Below are 16,408 nucleotides of genomic sequence, written 5' to 3'. Positions count from 1 at the left end.
GTTTGTACGCGTACTCAAAGTACCGGGGTCAGCATCAGCAGCAGGCTGCACAACAACCCGACTACCCAAACCAGGCTGCGCTGCCAGTGCAGGTCGGCCCAGTAGAAAACCAGGTACAGCACCCGCGCCACCACGAAGGTCACCGCCAGCACGTCAACCAGCACACCGTGATTGTTGGTCACATGGGCCATCAGCACACCCACGGCAAATAGCGGGAAGGCCTCAAAACTGTTCATATGCGCGGCCAACGCTCGCGCGCCGAAACCACTCAGGCGAGCCTGCTGGGCGCGCGGATGATGATTGTCGTAGCGACCACCACCCTCCTTCGCCATGGCCCTGGCCACCGGGGCCTTGGCGACAAAGATCAGGATGGCACTGATAAAGATGCACCAGAACGGCAGACTCATTCGCTTTTCTCCTTGGGCGGATCAAATGCCGGTGTCTGGGTATAGACCATGACTTCCAGCACATCTGAGTGAAACTCGCGGTGATACAGCACCAGAACCACGCCAGCGGTCACCAGCATGAAGAACCAAGGGTTGATAAACCAGGCCAGGGTCGCCATGCCGAAGTAATAGGCGCGCAAACCCTGGTTGAACTGGTGAGCGGCCATCGAAATGACCCGCGCAGTGCGCTCGGCAAAAGCCTTGCGCTCCTGCTCGGTAACATGCCGTTCACCGATCATCGGTGCCGAGCCTACCAGCACAGCGGCAAAGTTGTACTGGCGCATGCACCAGCTGAAGGTAAAGAAGGCGTAGACAAACACCACCCCCAGGCACAGCAACTTGACCTCAGACAGCCCGCGACTGGCAGCCTGGACAAACGGCAGATCGGCCAGCAGTGACACGGCTCGATCAGAAGCGCCGAGTACCGTAAGGATGCCAGCGAGGATGATCAGGGTACTGGAGGCAAAGAACGAAGCATTGCGCTCCAGGTTGCCAATCACATTGGCATCGGCGATGCGGTTGTCACGCAACAGCATGCGCCGCATCCAGTCCTCGCGATACAGATGCAGCACGCTGGCCAGGCAGGGGGTCGTGCGGCCTTTGACCTGGGCATAGCGGGTGTAGCCGACCCAGCAGATCACGAACCAGAGGACGGCAAGCAGATGAGGCAGGTAGTAGTCGCTGATCGGCATGGAGGCTCCTTGTTAACCTGCGCCGATTATAGACAGGCCAGGCTTTCAGCTGGCCAACAAAAAGGCCGCTCAGTGAGCGGCCTTGGATAAACAGCAGTAATCAGGCGGCGGCAGACTTCGGCGCGCCCAGTGCGCGGTCCAGCACAACCGCAATCACCAGGGTCAGCAACACCGGAATCAGCCAGCCCAGGCTCTGATCCGCCAACGGCAAAGCGCTGAAGAAGCTCGGGATCAGTGCCTTGCCACCGGCTGCGGCAATCCCGTCAACCAGGCCAAACACCAGGGTGACCGCCATCACCGGCCGGAATACCCGCGCCGACGAGCACCACAAGTCATCCAGCAGACTCAGCGCCACCAGCACAATGGCCAGCGGATACAGTCCCACCAGTACTGGAATCGAGAAGCTGATCAATTGAGTCAGTCCCTGATTCGCCACCAGCAGGCTGAACAGGCCGAAAGCGATCACCACCGTGCGATAAGACACCGGCAGCAGGCCGCTGAAAAACTCACCACAGGCGGTCAGCAAGCCTACGGCGGTAGTCAGGCACGCCAGGGTGATAACCACCGCCAGCAGCAGGCTGCCAGCCGTACCGAAGGTGTGCTGCACATAGGCGGTGAGAATCTGCACGCCGTTCTGCGCCTCGCCAGCAATGCCCTGGCTGGTCGCCCCGAGGTAAAACAGCGCCAGGTAAACCAGCGACAGACCCACGGCAGCAATCAGGCCGGCAATTACTGAATACCGAGTGATCAGCTTGCCGTCGGTAATACCGTGATCACGAATCGCAGTGGCAATCACAATGCCGAATACCAGTGCACCAAGGGTATCCATGGTCAGGTAGCCCTGCAGAAAACCCTGCACAAATGGCGCGCTCTGATAATCCGCCGATACCTGGCCGATCTCCCCTGCTGGAACCAGCAGCGCCGCGCCACCCAGTACCAGCAGCGCCGCCAGCAGTACCGGGGTGATGTATTTACCGATGCGATCTACCAGTTGCCCAGGGTTCAGGGAGAGGAACAGCACAGCGGCGAAATAGGCCAGGGTATAAATCAGCAGAGCGCTGCTGCTGGCGCCGGTAAAGGGCGCTACGCCCATTTCAAAAGACACCACAGCCGTGCGCGGCGTGGCAAACAACGGGCCGATAGCCAGGTAGACCGCGACCGCGAACAGCACACCGGCACGCTTGCCCAGCGGCGCAGTGAGCAACGCCATACCACCCCCGACACGGGCCAGAGCGACGATGGTGAGCAAGGGTAAACCAACCCCGGTAAGCAGGAACCCCAGCGCCGCCAGGCCGATGTTTTCACCGGCAGCCATGCCCGCGCTGGGTGGGAAGATGATGTTGCCCGCGCCAAGAAACAGCGCAAAAGTCATAAAGCCAAGGGCCACAAGGTCGAGTCGTTGCAACGCTTTCATTAAGAGCAGTACCAAAGCAGGAAGTCAGAGAGGTGCAGAATTTCCCGACTCATGATCAGGACAGGATGGCCGCGGATCACAGGCCACTCACGCCAGCGCACTTGACCCTTGTGAGGCCGCGCCGAATACGGGGCGCACCATAATGCAATGGCGCACCTGCGACGACCCATGCTGGTCGAGGCGTCGAACCACAGGGCGTGCATGTCGCATTTCTATAACTTCGCCAAAGCCAGCGCCGCCGCTTACACCTGGAAATGCTCGATCAGCCGACTCAACTGCTGCTCCAGCTCGCGAATACTCTGCGCGGCAGCCCGCGTCTGCTCGACCGTGGCATAGGTGTGTTCGCTGATCTGATTAGCACGCACCACACCGGAACCGACATCGTCCGCCACCTTGGCCTGCTCGGCGGCAGCTGCTACCAGTAACTGGATGTTCTGATCAATGGCGCCCACAGCCTGGGTGATACGCTGCAGCGAATCACTGGTCTGCTCGGCACTGTCATGAGCCAGGGTCACCGCCTGGCGGCTCTCTGCCATCACCGTGATAGACGCCTGACTACGTTGTTGCAGGCTCTGGATGATCTCCTGAATTTCTTCGGTCGAAGTCTGAGTGCGCTGCGCCAGGCTACGCACCTCATCAGCCACCACCGCAAAACCGCGGCCCTGATCACCGGCCCGCGCCGCCTCAATCGCGGCGTTGAGCGCAAGCAGATTGGTCTGCTCGGCAATCGAACCGATCACCGCCAGTACCGAGCCGATGCGTTCGCTGTCAGTACTCAAGCTCTCGATCACATCGGACAGACGTGCAACCTTCTCGGTCAGGCTCTGCATGGCCTGGCGGTTGCTCTCGACGCAGCGCAAGCCATCATGGGCAGCTTCACGGGTATCACGCGACAGCTGCTGCCCCTGCCCTGCACTGTTGGCCATCTCTTGTGCGCTGGCAGCCATTTGAGTCATGGCAGAGGCAATCTGTGTGCTCTCATCACGCTGCTGCTCGACATCCTGATGCGCGCGCTGTGCGGACTGCTGCAGGTTCTCCCCGGCCCGTTCCAGGGTTTGAGTGGCCTGTGCCACTTCGGTAACGGTCTGGCGGATCTTCTCGACAAAGGTGTTGAAGCTGCTGGCCAATTGGCCAAGGTCGTCCTGCCCACGAATCGGCAAACGCTTGGTCAGATCCCCCTCACCTTCTGCCATATCGTGCAACATCAGGTTGATTTGCTTCAGGCCACGCACCAGGGCATGCCCTACGCCGTAGGCCAGCAACGCACCGAAAACCAGCGCAGCAACCAACAACCCCCAGAGCAACTGGTTGACCTGCAGCACGGTGCTGTCAGTTGTTTTGGCTGCTTCCTGCATGCCAGCCATCAGGCGTTGCTGCAGGCGGCTGGCCAGATCGGCGATCTGCGGGTCAATGCGGTCCATCTGCGCCAGGGTTTCATTACGCTGCTTGACCAGCTCAACCACCTTGGCAGCCGCAGCCTTGTAATGATCCAGACTTTCCAGTGCCTGAGTCAGTTGTGCAATCAAGCGCTCACTGCTGCTGCGATCACGCAAGACCCCAATCATGCTTTGCGCGTTGTCCAGTTCACGGGTGAAAGCCGTGACCTGAGCGTCCTGATTTTCCTGCAGAAACTGATAGAGATACTGGCTGCCCAGCAACAGATGGCGCATCGCCGCACTGGCATAGAACACCGCATCGAGGTTGAAGCTCTGCTGCGCATTGGTCAGCACCGCCGACAGTGCCTGTTCAATCGCCGGCCCGTGCTCGCTCAACTCACCACTGATCAACGCTTGGCGCTGCTGACTCAACGGCACCAAGCGCTCACGAAACAGCCCGCTGTACTGCACATGCAACTGCTGGATAGACGCCAGCAGACGCTGCTGCTCGGCATCGTTCAGTCGGCTTTCAGCCTCCTGCAAGGCCGCACCCAGGCTGCGGTCCAACTCGGCAATCAGCGATTCGGCGCCTGGCTCGCCACTGCGCGCATACTGGCTAACCGACAACTGCAGGCGCGCCATGTTGTCACTGACCTGGGCGACACGCTCGATACTCGGCCCCAGATCACGGGTAACCACCTCAGCCCGGTCGGCGATATTGCGCAGCGACAACGAGGAAACCACCCCGAGAATAATCAACAGTACGCAGAGCACCACCGGCACGATGGCAATTTTGTAGGCAATCCGCAGATCGGCAAACCAGCGCATAGAGAACTCCCTCTGGTAGCGATTAAGTAGGCATCTGCTGCCTTATCGACTGCAGCCGCTGCATTCTTGAGACTTTTCTCAGTCAATTGCCCAGCAAGAAGCAGACCTGCTGCATGCCACTTTATGCCTGCCGAAAACAAAAAGGCCACCCGAAGGTGGCCTTTCATGAGCAGTCAGCAACGCTTAGGCGTTTTTGACTTCCCAACCGGTCAGCTCGGCCAGGGCCTTGCCGATGTCAGCCAGGGAGCGCACGGTTTTCACACCGGCGTCTTGCAGGGCTGCGAACTTCTCGTCTGCAGTGCCCTTGCCACCGGAGATGATGGCGCCGGCGTGGCCCATACGCTTGCCCGCCGGAGCGGTTACACCAGCGATATAGGACACGACAGGCTTGGTCACGTTGGCCTTGATGAAAGCAGCCGCTTCTTCTTCAGCCGAACCGCCGATCTCGCCGATCATGACGATCGCTTCGGTCTTCGGGTCTTCCTGGAACAGCTTCAGGATGTCGATGAAGTTGGAGCCTGGGATCGGGTCACCGCCGATGCCGACGCAGGTGGACTGACCGAAACCGGCGTCAGTGGTCTGCTTAACGGCTTCGTAAGTCAGGGTGCCGGAACGCGACACGATGCCTACTTTGCCTGGCAGGTGGATGTGACCTGGCATGATGCCGATCTTGCACTCGCCCGGAGTGATCACGCCTGGGCAGTTCGGGCCGATCAGGACTACGCCCAGCTCGTCGCACTTGACCTTGGCTTCCAGCATGTCGATGGTCGCGATGCCTTCGGTGATGCAGACGATCAGCTTGATGCCGCCGAATGCTGCTTCCAGGATCGAGTCCTTGCAGAACGGAGCCGGAACGTAGATCACCGAGGCGGTGGCGCCAGTGGCTTCCACAGCTTCCTTGACGGTGTTGAACACCGGCAGGTTGAGGTGAGTGGTACCGCCTTTACCTGGGGTCACGCCGCCAACCATCTTGGTACCGTAAGCGATGGCTTGTTCGGAGTGGAAAGTACCCTGCGAGCCGGTGAAGCCTTGGCAGATAACTTTGGTGTCTTTATTGATCAGGACGCTCATTATTTGCCCTCCGCAGCTTTGACGACTTGCTGAGCAGCGTCGGTCAGGCTGGTTGCCGCGATGATGTTCAGGCCGCTTTCTGCCAGGACTTTAGCGCCCAGCTCAGCGTTGTTGCCTTCCAGACGGACGACAACCGGGATTTTCACGCCGACTTCTTTCACAGCGCCGATGATGCCTTCGGCAATCATGTCGCAACGAACGATACCGCCGAAGATGTTCACCAGTACGGCAGCCACGTTGCTGTCGGACAGGATGATCTTGAAGGCTTCGGTTACGCGCTCTTTGGTTGCACCGCCACCTACGTCGAGGAAGTTGGCTGGCTTGCCGCCGTGCAGGTTGACGATGTCCATGGTGCCCATGGCCAGGCCAGCACCGTTGACCATGCAACCGATGTTGCCTTCCAGGGCAACGTAGTTCAGCTCGAACTTGGCAGCGTGAGCTTCACGTGGGTCGTCCTGAGACGGGTCGTGCATGGCACGCAGCTTCGGCTGACGGTACATGGCGTTGCTGTCGATGTTGATCTTGGCGTCCAGGCAGTGCAGGTTGCCGTCAGCCTTGATCACCAGCGGGTTCACTTCCAGCAGGGCCAGGTCATAGTCCTGGAACAGCTTGGCCAGACCCACGAAGATCTGAGTGAACTGCTTGATCTGATCACCTTGCAGGCCCAGCTGGAACGCCAGCTCGCGGCCCTGGAACGGCTGAGCGCCGACCAGCGGATCAATGGTCGCCTTGAGGATTTTCTCAGGGGTGTCGTGTGCCACTTTCTCGATGTCCACGCCACCTTCGGTGGACGCCATGAACACGATACGACGGCTGGAACGGTCAACTACCGCGCCCAGGTACAGTTCCTTGGCGATGTCGGTGCACGATTCAACCAGGATCTTGCTGACCGGCTGACCATTGGCATCGGTCTGGTAAGTCACCAGACGCTTGCCCAGCCAGTTGGCGGCGAAAGCCTTGGCGTCTTCTTTGCTCTTGACCAGCTTCACGCCGCCCGCTTTACCGCGGCCACCAGCGTGGACCTGAGCCTTGACGACCCACTCGGTGCCACCGATTTTTTCGCAGGCTGCTGCGGCTTCTTCCGGGGTGTCTACCGCGAAGCCCTTGGATACGGGCAGGCCGTATTCAGCGAACAGCTGCTTACCCTGATACTCGTGGAGATTCATGCTTGTCTACCGTCTTCGTTTAGGTATTGCGCATACGGTGCTGCACTTATGATGCCGCACCACCTGTGACTGCTTCTGCAGCAATCCGGCTGATATTCCGCGCAGCAACCTGAGCTGTACGCGGGCCATCTGCCGTGGTTCTTTCTGCCTGAGCTGCACCTGCGTCGGTACACAACGCCGACGCAGGCAACGGCTCAGACCAACAACGTGTTAACGCTTCTTGCGGTTGGCGATGTGGATGGCGTGGCCATTCACCGCCAGAGCTGCTTCGTGCAGTGCTTCAGACAGCGTCGGGTGGGAGAAGACCATCATCCCCAGATCCTCGGCGCTGGTGCCGAACTCCATACCGATTGCACCCTGCTGCACCAGTTCGGCAGCGCTTGGGCCAATTACGTGTACACCGAGAACGCGGTCGGTGTTGGCATCGGCGATCACCTTGACCAGGCCGCCAGTGTCGTTAGCAGCCATGGCACGGCCGCTGGCCGCGAACGGGAAGGTGCCAACGTTGACGGCAACGCCTTCAGCCTTCAGTTGCTGCTCGGTCTTGCCGACCCATGCGATTTCCGGGTGGGTGTAGATAACCGATGGGATCAGGTCGTAGTTCATCTGGGCTTTGTGGCCAGCGATACGCTCGGCAACCATGATGCCCTCTTCCGAGGCTTTGTGGGCCAGCATGGCACCACGCACTACGTCACCGATGGCGTACACGCCCGGCACGCTGGTCGCGCACTGGTCGTCAACATAGATGAAGCCGCGCTCATCCAGGGTCACGCCACTGTCAGCCGCCAGCAGATCAGTGGTCACCGGGCGACGGCCCACAGCCACGATCAGCTTGTCGAAGACAATCTTCTGCTCGCCTTCGGCGTCGGTGAAGTTGACGGTAACCTGCTTTTTCTTCACTTCCGAACCGGTCACGCGAGCGCCCAGACGGATTTTCAGGCCCTGCTTGGTGAAAGTTTTCAGCGCTTCCTTGGAGATCTGCTCGTCGGCAGCCGGGAGGAACTTGTCCAGCGCTTCCAGCACGGTCACTTCCGCACCCAGACGCGCCCACACCGAACCCAGCTCCAGACCGATTACGCCTGCACCGATCACGCCCAGTTTCTTCGGTACGCTCTGGAATTCCAGGGCACCAGTGGAATCGACGATCACGTCCTGATCAACCGGTGCCGGCGGAATGTCGATCGGCTTGGAGCCGGAGGCCAGAATCACGTTTGCGGCTTCAACGATCTGGGTTTTGCCATCGGAACCGGTGACTTCAACCTGCTTGTTCGCCAGCAGCTTGCCGTGACCTTCGAGCAGGGTCACGCCATTGGCCTTGAACAGGGTGGCAACGCCGCCAGTGAGGTTTTTCACGATGTTGGCCTTACGACCGATCATCGCCGGCACATCGATGGTCACGCTCTTGGCTTCGATACCGTGAATGGCAAAGCCTTCATGCGCTTCGTGGTATTTCCAGGAGCTGTCCAGCAGCGCCTTGGACGGAATGCAACCGACGTTCAGGCAGGTACCGCCGAGAGCGATTTTGCCCTCTTTATCCTGGTACTTCTCGATGCAGGCAGTCTTCAGACCAAGCTGCGCTGCTTTGATGGCCGCTACATAGCCACCAGGGCCGGCACCGATGACTACCACGTCGAATTTCTGGGTCATAACGTATTCCTTCTCGAATAAACCGGACGGCCCTGTACACAGAGCCGCCGTGGGAGAAACTGGCTTTTAGATATCCAGCAGCAGACGCGCCGGGTCTTCCAGCAAGTTCTTGATGGTCACCAGGAAGGTCACGGCTTCCTTACCATCAATCAGGCGGTGGTCGTAAGACAGCGCCAGGTACATCATCGGGCGGATAACCACCTGACCGTTCACTGCCATCGGGCGCTGGATGATGTTGTGCATCCCCAGGATCGCGGCTTGCGGCGGGTTGACGATCGGCGTCGACATCATCGAACCGAAGGTGCCACCGTTGGTGATGGTGAAGGTGCCGCCAGTCATTTCTTCGATCGACAGCTTGCCGTCTTTGGCTTTTTTGCCAAAGGTGGCGATGCCGCTTTCGATTTCAGCCAGGCTCATCAGCTCGGCATTACGCAGTACCGGAACCACCAAGCCACGGTCGCTGGACACCGCAACACCGATGTCGGCGTAGCCGTGGTAAACGATGTCGTTGCCGTCGATCGAGGCGTTGACAGCCGGGAAGCGCTTCAGCGCCTCGGTAGCGGCTTTGACGAAGAACGACATAAAGCCCAGGCGCACGCCGTTATGGGACTTCTCGAACAGGTCCTTGTACTTCGAACGCAGGGCCATGACTTCAGTCATGTCGACTTCGTTGAAGGTGGTCAGCATGGCCATGGAGGACTGAGCCTCGACCAGGCGCTCGGCGATCTTGGCGCGCAGACGGGTCATCGGCACACGCTTCTCGGTACGGTCGCCGGTGGCGAATACCGGAGCGGCAGCAGCTGGAGCAGCAGGCTTGGCAGCCGGTGCAGCAGCAGGCGCGTTCTTCTTCGCTTCAACGGCAGCAACCACGTCTTCCTTGGTTACACGACCACCTTTGCCGGTGCCGGCGATGCTGTTCGGGTCGATACCATTTTCTTCAGCAATCTTGCGTGCAGCTGGGGACAGGATCTGGTCATCGCCCGCGGCAGCAGGTGCAGCGGCCTGAGCCGGTGCGGCAGCAGCCTGAGCCGGTGCTGGCGCAGCAGCACCGCCCTCACCCAGGGTGCCCAGCAGTTCGTTGGACAGAACGGTGTCGCCCTCATTCTTGATGATTTGCGCGAGGACGCCGTCGGCCTCAGCCAGCACTTCGATCACTACTTTGTCGGTTTCGATGTCGACGATCAGTTCATCACGCTTGACCGCATCGCCCGGCTTCTTGTGCCAGGTGGCCACGGTGCCGTCGGCAACCGATTCCGGGAAAGTAGGGGCTTTGATCTCGATAGCCATTGTGTGTGGTTCCTTAAATTCGGTTTCTTCTGGCAGGCGACCCAGTTGGTCGCCTGCTGCGCGAAGGCGTTAAACAGTAAAGGCGTCTTGCAGGAGTTTTTCCTGCTGTTCGGCGTGCATCGATGCATAACCACAAGCCGGTGCGGCAGAAGCATCACGACCGGCATACTCGAGGAACAGCGCTTTCTTGTGCGCTGTCGCCACGCGACGCATGTGATGCTGGCTGCAGTACCAGGCGCCCTGGTTCATCGGCTCTTCCTGACACCAGACGATGTGCTTGAGGTTCTTGTACGGGGCGATTGCCTCGGCCAGATCCTCTTCCGGGAACGGATAGAGCTGTTCGATACGCACGATGGCGATGTCTTCGCGACCTTCGTTGCGGCGCTTCTCCAGCAAGTCGTAGTAGACCTTGCCGCTGCACAGCACCAGGCGCTCGACTTTCTTCGGATCGAGTGCATCCAATTCCGGGATCACGGTCTGGAACGAGCCTTCGGCCAGATCTTCCAGGGTCGAGATAGCCAATTTGTGGCGCAGCAGCGACTTCGGCGTCAATACGACCAATGGCTTGCGCAGCGGGCGGATCACCTGACGACGCAGCAAGTGGTAGATCTGAGCCGGGGTGGTCGGTACCGCCACCTGCATGTTGTGCTCGGCGCACAGTTGCAGGTAACGCTCCAGACGCGCCGAGCTGTGCTCAGGCCCCTGCCCTTCGTAGCCGTGCGGCAGCAGCATGGTCAGGCCGCACAGACGGCCCCACTTGTGCTCGCCACTGGAGATGAACTGGTCGAACACCACCTGGGCACCGTTGGCGAAGTCGCCGAACTGGGCTTCCCAGATCACCAGCGCATTCGGCTGGGTGGTGGCATAACCGTATTCGAAGGCCAGTACAGCTTCTTCCGAAAGGAAGGAGTCATACAACTCGAACTTCGGTTGACCTTCATACAAGGTTTTCAACGGCACGAAGGCGCTGGCGTCCTTCTGGTTGTGCAGCACCGCATGACGGTGCGAGAAGGTGCCGCGGCCGATGTCCTGGCCGGTCATGCGGATCGGGTGGCCTTCAAACAACAGGGTCGCGTAGGCCATGGTTTCGGCGTAGCCCCAGTTGATCGGCAACGCACCGGCACCCATCTTCTGACGGTCTTCAAGGATCTTCGCCACCTGGCGTTGAACCACGAAACCTTCTGGAATTTCCAACAGCTTGTTGGACAGTTCCTGCAGGGTTTTCAGCTCGAAACGCGTGTCGTGACGCGCGGTCCAGGCATGGCCCAGGTATGGACGCCAGTCAACGAACAGCTCTTTGTTCGGCTCTTTGACCAGGCTCTTGACCACATGCTGGCCGTTATCCAGGGCCGTGCGATATTCGTCGATCTTGGCCTGAACTTCTTCCACCGATTGGCGCGCGGCGGCAGTCAGAGCATCGGCATACAGCTCACGAGTGGTGCGCTGTTTGGTGATCTGCTGATACATGATCGGCTGGGTGCCGCTCGGCTCGTCGGCTTCGTTGTGGCCGCGACGGCGGTAGCAGACCAGGTCAATGACCACGTCACGCTTGTACTGCATGCGGTAATCGACGGCCAACTGAGTCACAAACAGTACGGCTTCCGGGTCATCGCCGTTCACGTGCAGGATCGGCGCCTGAATCATCTTCGCCACATCGGTGCAGTACTCGGTGGAACGCGAGTCCAGCGGGTTGCTGATGGTGAAGCCGACCTGGTTGTTGATCACGATATGGATGGTGCCGCCCGTCTTGAAACCACGGGTCTGCGACATCTGGAAGGTTTCCATGACCACACCCTGACCGGCGAATGCCGCGTCACCGTGCAGGGAAACCGGCAGCACTTTCTCGCCGCTGGCATCGCTGCGACGGTCCTGACGGGCGCGCACGGAACCTTCGACCACCGGGGAGACGATCTCCAGGTGCGACGGGTTGAACGCCATGGCCAGATGAACTTCACCGCCAGCGGTCATCACGTTGGAGGAGAAACCCTGGTGGTATTTCACGTCACCGGAGGACAGGCCCTCGGTCTTCTTGCCTTCGAACTCGTCGAACAGGTCACGTGGGTTCTTGCCGAAGGTATTGACCAACACGTTGAGACGGCCACGGTGGGCCATGCCGATGACGATTTCCTTGGTGCCGTAGGAGCCGGAACGCTGGATCACTTCATCAAGCAACGGAATCAGGCTCTCGCCGCCTTCCAAACCAAAACGCTTGGTGCCCGGGTATTTGGTGCCCAGGTACTTTTCCAGGCCTTCGGCAGCCGTCAGACGCTCAAGCAGGTGGCTCTGCACGTCGACGGAGAATTGTGGACGGCCACGCACACTTTCCAGACGCTGCTGGAACCAGCTGCGCTGTTCGGAATCGACAATGTGGGTGAACTCGGCACCGATGGTGCGGCAATATGTCTGCTGCAACGCATCGCGAATTTCGCGCAGAGTAGCCTCTTCCTTGCCAATGAACAGACCACCGGTACGGAAAGTGGTGTCCAGATCGGCATCGGTCAGGCCGTAGTGATTGATCGCCAGATCCGCTGGAACAGGACGCTGCCAGAGACCAAGCGGATCGAGCTGGGCAGCCTGATGGCCACGCATGCGATAAGCCTGAATCAGGCGCAGCACTTCGACTTGCTTCTTCTCGTGCTCACTGCTCACGCTGCCAGCAGACACCGGTTGGGCGCGGCGCTGATTTTTAGCGAGCAGGACGAAATGATCGCGAATCGTGGAGTGCGATACGTCTGTGGCGGCGCTGCCGTCAGTCGGCAACTTCTGGAAGTAAGTGCGCCACTCTTCTGGCACAGCGTTGGGATCGTGCAGGTAAAGCTCATAGAGCTCTTCCACATAGGCAGCGTTACCACCGGATAGGTGGGCACTGTCCCACATGCGCTGCATCACGCTTTCTTGCATGCTTGGTCACCCTCGGTAAGGGGACACCACCGGCGTAGAAACCGCATGGTTTGCCAGTCCTGAAGCAGCGACTGGTAAGCCACTACGGATCCCGCAGATAGTCCGGGCACCAGCCCGGATGCCCCTGCTGGTCGTCATATTTTTCAAAATTAGGAACTACCGCTTTGTGAGCCGTAGTCCTGGCTATAACTGCGGCGCTGGGTTTGAAGCCAGCGCCGCAGGTGTTACAGGTTTAGCAAACAACCGTGAATCAGGTACCGCTCTGCAGCAGCATGTTGCGTACGTGACCGATCGCCTTGGTCGGATTGAGACCTTTAGGGCAAACGTTCACGCAGTTCATGATGCCGCGGCAACGGAACACGCTGAACGGATCATCCAGCGATGCCAGACGCTCTTCGGTCTTGGTATCACGGCTGTCCGCCAGGAAACGATAAGCCTGCAGCAATGCAGCCGGACCGAGGAACTTGTCGGGGTTCCACCAGAACGACGGGCAGCTGGTGGAGCAGCACGCGCACAGAATGCACTCGTACAGACCGTCCAGTTTCTCGCGCTCTTCCGGCGTTTGCAGACGTTCGATGGCCGGAGCCGGCGTATCGTTCTGCAGGAATGGCTGCACCTTTTCGTATTGCTTGTAGAAGATGCTCATATCGACAGCCAGGTCACGAATGACCGGCAAGCCAGGCAGCGGGCGAATCACCAGCTTGCCGCCTTTCAGCCCCGCTGCGGACAGCGGAGTGATACAGGCCAGGCCATTCTTGCCGTTGATGTTCATGCCGTCGGAACCGCAAACGCCTTCACGGCAGGAGCGACGGTAGGAGAAACCCTCGTCCTGTTCCTTGATCAGCGCCAGAACGTCAAGAACCATGATGTCCTTGCCACCGGTGTCGACCTGGAAATCCTGCATGAACGGAGCAGCATCTTTCTCCGGGTTGTAGCGATATACACTGACTTGCAACATATCAGGCACCCTTAATAAGTCCGGACCTTGGGTTCAAACGCTGGAACTGTCTTCGGCGTGAAGTTGACCGAACGCTTACTGACGCGCTTCTCACCTGGAATGTACAGGGAGTGGCACAGCCAATTTTCGTCGTCACGCTCTTCAAAATCTTCACGGGCGTGAGCACCACGGGACTCTTTGCGAGCCTCGGCAGCGATCGCGGTGGCTTCTGCCACTTCGAGAAGGTTCTGCAGTTCCAATGCTTCGATACGCGCAGTGTTGAATGCCTGGCTCTTGTCCGCGATCTTGACGTTCGCGATGCGCTCACGCAGGTCGGCCAGTTGGGTAATACCCTTTTGCATGTACTCGCCGGTGCGGAATACACCGAAGTAGTTTTGCATGCACTGTTGCAGTTCTTTACGCAGCGGCGCGACATCTTCGCCACTGGTGCGCTGGTTGACACCGGCTAGACGCTTGAGCGACAGCTCAATGTCGGTTTCGCTGGCGCCACGGACTTCCACGCCTTCTTTCAGTGCTTTCTCCAGGTGCAGGCCAGCAGCACGACCGAACACCACCAGGTCGAGCAGCGAGTTGCCGCCCAGACGGTTAGCGCCGTGTACCGATACGCAGGCTACTTCGCCTACAGCGAACAGGCCTTCGATGATCTTGTCGTTGCCGTTGGCATCCTGAGTGATGGCCTGACCGTGGATGTTGGTCGGCACGCCGCCCATCATGTAGTGGCAGGTCGGGATGACTGGAACCGGAGCGACGACCGGGTCAACGTGGGCAAAGGTCTTCGACAGCTCGCAGATACCTGGCAGACGGCTGTGCAGCACGTCTTCGCCGAGGTGGTCGAGCTTCAGCAGTACGTGATCCTTGTCCGGGCCACAGCCGTTGCCGGCGATGACTTCCTTGACCATGGAACGAGCAACCACGTCGCGACCGGCCAGGTCTTTGGCGTTCGGCGCATAACGCTCCATGAAACGCTCGCCATGGGCGTTGATCAGGTAACCACCTTCACCACGGCAACCTTCGGTGACCAGTACACCGGCGCCGGCGATGCCAGTCGGGTGGAACTGCCACATTTCGATGTCCTGCACCGGTACGCCGGCACGCAGGGCCATGCCCACGCCATCACCGGTGTTGATCAGGGCGTTGGTGGTGGAAGCGTAGATACGGCCAGCACCGCCAGTGGCCAGAACCACAGCCTTGGAACGGATATAAACGGTTTCGCCGGTTTCGATGCAGATGGCAATAACGCCGACGATGGCGCCGTCCTGGTTCTTCACCAGATCCACGGCATACCACTCGTTAAGGAACGAGGTGCCAGCTTTCAGGTTGGCCTGGTACAGGGTGTGCAGCAGGGCGTGACCGGTACGGTCAGCAGCAGCGCAGGTACGTGCAGCCTGAGTCGGGTTATTCGGGCCTTTGGACTGACCGCCGAATGGACGCTGATAGATGCGACCCTGTTCGGTACGGGAGAACGGCAGACCCATGTGCTCCAGTTCGAATACGGCTTCCGGACCAACAGAACACATGTACTCGATAGCGTCCTGGTCACCGATATAGTCGGAACCCTTGACGGTGTCGTACATGTGCCAGCGCCAATCGTCATTCGGATCAGCCGAAGCGATAGCGCAGGTGATGCCACCCTGAGCAGATACAGTGTGCGAACGAGTTGGGAAAACTTTGGTGACTACTGCGGTTTTATGACCACCCTGAGCCAACTGCAATGCAGCGCGCATACCCGCGCCGCCGCCACCAACAATGATGGCGTCATAAGAAAGAGTGCGAATGCTTGTCATGGATCAGTTACCCCAAAAAATCTGCACGCCCCAGACAAAGAACGCGAACATGGCAACGCCACACGCGGCCTGGAACAAAAAACGCACGACAGTCGCCCACTTACCCAGCGCCATTGGCGTCAGGTAGTCGGTGGAAATTGTCCACATACCAACCCAGGCGTGAACACTGAGTGCCACCAGGGTCAACAGACTGAAGATACGCATTGCGTTATTGGAGAACAGCGCCTGCCATTCGGCATAACCCAGGCCTGGGTTGCACACCACATAGCCCAGCAGGAAAAGCACATAAGCCGCGAGGACGACAGCGGAAACACGCTGCGCCATCCAGTCATAAAGACCCGAACGCGAGAAATTCGTGACGTTGGTTACCATATCCACACCCCCAGCAGCGCGATCACGATCGCCGATACGACGATAACGATTTTCGAACCCAGCTTGCCGCCTTCCAGCGTCTCACCGATGCCCATGTCCATGATCAAGTGGCGAATACCAGCCACCAGGTGGTAAAGCAGAGCGGACAACAGACCCCAAATCACAAACTTGGCCAGCGGGCTGGTCAAGCACTCTTTCACCTCGGCAAAACCTTCTGCAGATGCCAGCGATTTGTCGAGCCCGTACAGCAGCACGGCAATGCCGAAAAACAGAATGATTCCAGAAACACGGTGAAGGAATGACGTAACGCCAGTGATAGGAAGTTTGATCGTCCTAAGGTCGAGGTTTACAGGTCTTTGGCTATTCACGGCTTTTTTATCACACTGAGAGCCCCTAACTATCAGGGCAAAGTTGTCGGGAAGTGCACTGGTCAGGTACCCATCACCCAAGGAGTGACAACTACCAA

General features: G+C 59.1%; 12 protein-coding genes and 2 pseudogenes. All 14 read right to left on the bottom strand.

The genetic code is table 11. The features are described 5' to 3' along the window. Positions 1-14 precede the first annotated feature (14 nt). The 14 genes and pseudogenes from ACOCLD_RS12155 to sdhC all read right to left on the bottom strand — a co-directional run bounded on the left by ACOCLD_RS12155 (position 15) and on the right by sdhC (position 16,310). A complete protein-coding gene (locus ACOCLD_RS12155; RefSeq protein WP_233684810.1) occupies positions 15-407 on the bottom strand; it encodes an MAPEG family protein in 393 nt (130 codons plus the stop codon). After that, the gene (locus ACOCLD_RS12150) at positions 404-1,138 is read right to left on the bottom strand and encodes a DUF599 domain-containing protein (RefSeq protein ID WP_392539953.1); all 735 of its coding nucleotides are present in this window, start codon (positions 1,136-1,138) and stop codon (positions 404-406) included. Before ACOCLD_RS12150 ends, ACOCLD_RS12155 begins: the two co-directional genes overlap by 4 nt. A gap of 100 nt (positions 1,139-1,238) precedes the next feature. After that, a complete protein-coding gene (brnQ, locus tag ACOCLD_RS12145; RefSeq protein ID WP_422909339.1) occupies positions 1,239-2,552 on the bottom strand; it encodes a branched-chain amino acid transport system II carrier protein in 1,314 nt (437 codons plus the stop codon). A gap of 242 nt (positions 2,553-2,794) precedes the next feature. Beyond that, a pseudogene (locus tag ACOCLD_RS12140) lies at positions 2,795-3,388 on the bottom strand (methyl-accepting chemotaxis protein); the annotation flags it as partial. A gap of 261 nt (positions 3,389-3,649) precedes the next feature. Beyond that, a pseudogene (locus tag ACOCLD_RS12135) lies at positions 3,650-4,756 on the bottom strand (HAMP domain-containing protein); the annotation flags it as partial. Between the two features lie 183 nt (positions 4,757-4,939). Continuing rightward, positions 4,940-5,827: a succinate--CoA ligase subunit alpha gene (sucD, locus tag ACOCLD_RS12130; protein WP_392539955.1), complete on the bottom strand. Its 888-nt coding sequence runs from the start codon at positions 5,825-5,827 to the stop codon at positions 4,940-4,942. Continuing rightward, entirely contained in the window at positions 5,827-6,993 is a 1,167-nt protein-coding gene (gene sucC / locus ACOCLD_RS12125; RefSeq protein ID WP_108488308.1) for an ADP-forming succinate--CoA ligase subunit beta, read from the bottom strand. The genes sucD and sucC overlap by 1 nt, the downstream gene beginning before the upstream one ends. 210 nt (positions 6,994-7,203) lie before the next feature. Beyond that, on the bottom strand, positions 7,204-8,640 hold the full coding sequence (lpdA, locus tag ACOCLD_RS12120; RefSeq protein WP_233684805.1) for a dihydrolipoyl dehydrogenase: 1,437 nt from the start codon (positions 8,638-8,640) through the stop codon (positions 7,204-7,206). A gap of 66 nt (positions 8,641-8,706) precedes the next feature. Next, positions 8,707-9,927 carry a 2-oxoglutarate dehydrogenase complex dihydrolipoyllysine-residue succinyltransferase gene (gene odhB / locus ACOCLD_RS12115; protein ID WP_233684804.1) on the bottom strand — a complete coding sequence of 407 codons (1,221 nt, stop codon included), beginning with the start codon at positions 9,925-9,927 and terminating at the stop codon, positions 8,707-8,709. 69 nt (positions 9,928-9,996) lie between these two features. Further along, positions 9,997-12,828, bottom strand: coding sequence for a 2-oxoglutarate dehydrogenase E1 component (locus tag ACOCLD_RS12110; protein ID WP_392539956.1), 2,832 nt, complete (start codon positions 12,826-12,828; stop codon positions 9,997-9,999). Between the two features lie 250 nt (positions 12,829-13,078). Then, a complete protein-coding gene (locus ACOCLD_RS12105) occupies positions 13,079-13,786 on the bottom strand; it encodes a succinate dehydrogenase iron-sulfur subunit (RefSeq protein WP_108488312.1) in 708 nt (235 codons plus the stop codon). 11 nt (positions 13,787-13,797) lie between these two features. Next, positions 13,798-15,570, bottom strand: coding sequence for a succinate dehydrogenase flavoprotein subunit (sdhA, locus tag ACOCLD_RS12100; protein ID WP_422909338.1), 1,773 nt, complete (start codon positions 15,568-15,570; stop codon positions 13,798-13,800). A 3-nt stretch (positions 15,571-15,573) separates the two neighbouring features. Next, entirely contained in the window at positions 15,574-15,942 is a 369-nt protein-coding gene (gene sdhD, locus ACOCLD_RS12095; protein WP_233684801.1) for a succinate dehydrogenase, hydrophobic membrane anchor protein, read from the bottom strand. Continuing rightward, the gene (gene sdhC, locus ACOCLD_RS12090) at positions 15,936-16,310 is read right to left on the bottom strand and encodes a succinate dehydrogenase, cytochrome b556 subunit (protein ID WP_233684800.1); all 375 of its coding nucleotides are present in this window, start codon (positions 16,308-16,310) and stop codon (positions 15,936-15,938) included. Before sdhC ends, sdhD begins: the two co-directional genes overlap by 7 nt. Positions 16,311-16,408: the final 98 nt, after the last annotated feature.

It is taken from the genome of Pseudomonas cimarronensis (genome assembly GCF_049331905.1).
Lineage (GTDB): Bacteria > Pseudomonadota > Gammaproteobacteria > Pseudomonadales > Pseudomonadaceae > Aquipseudomonas.
The sequence above is the reverse complement of the archived record's forward strand: the minus strand, read 5'-3'. Positions and strand labels throughout refer to the sequence as shown.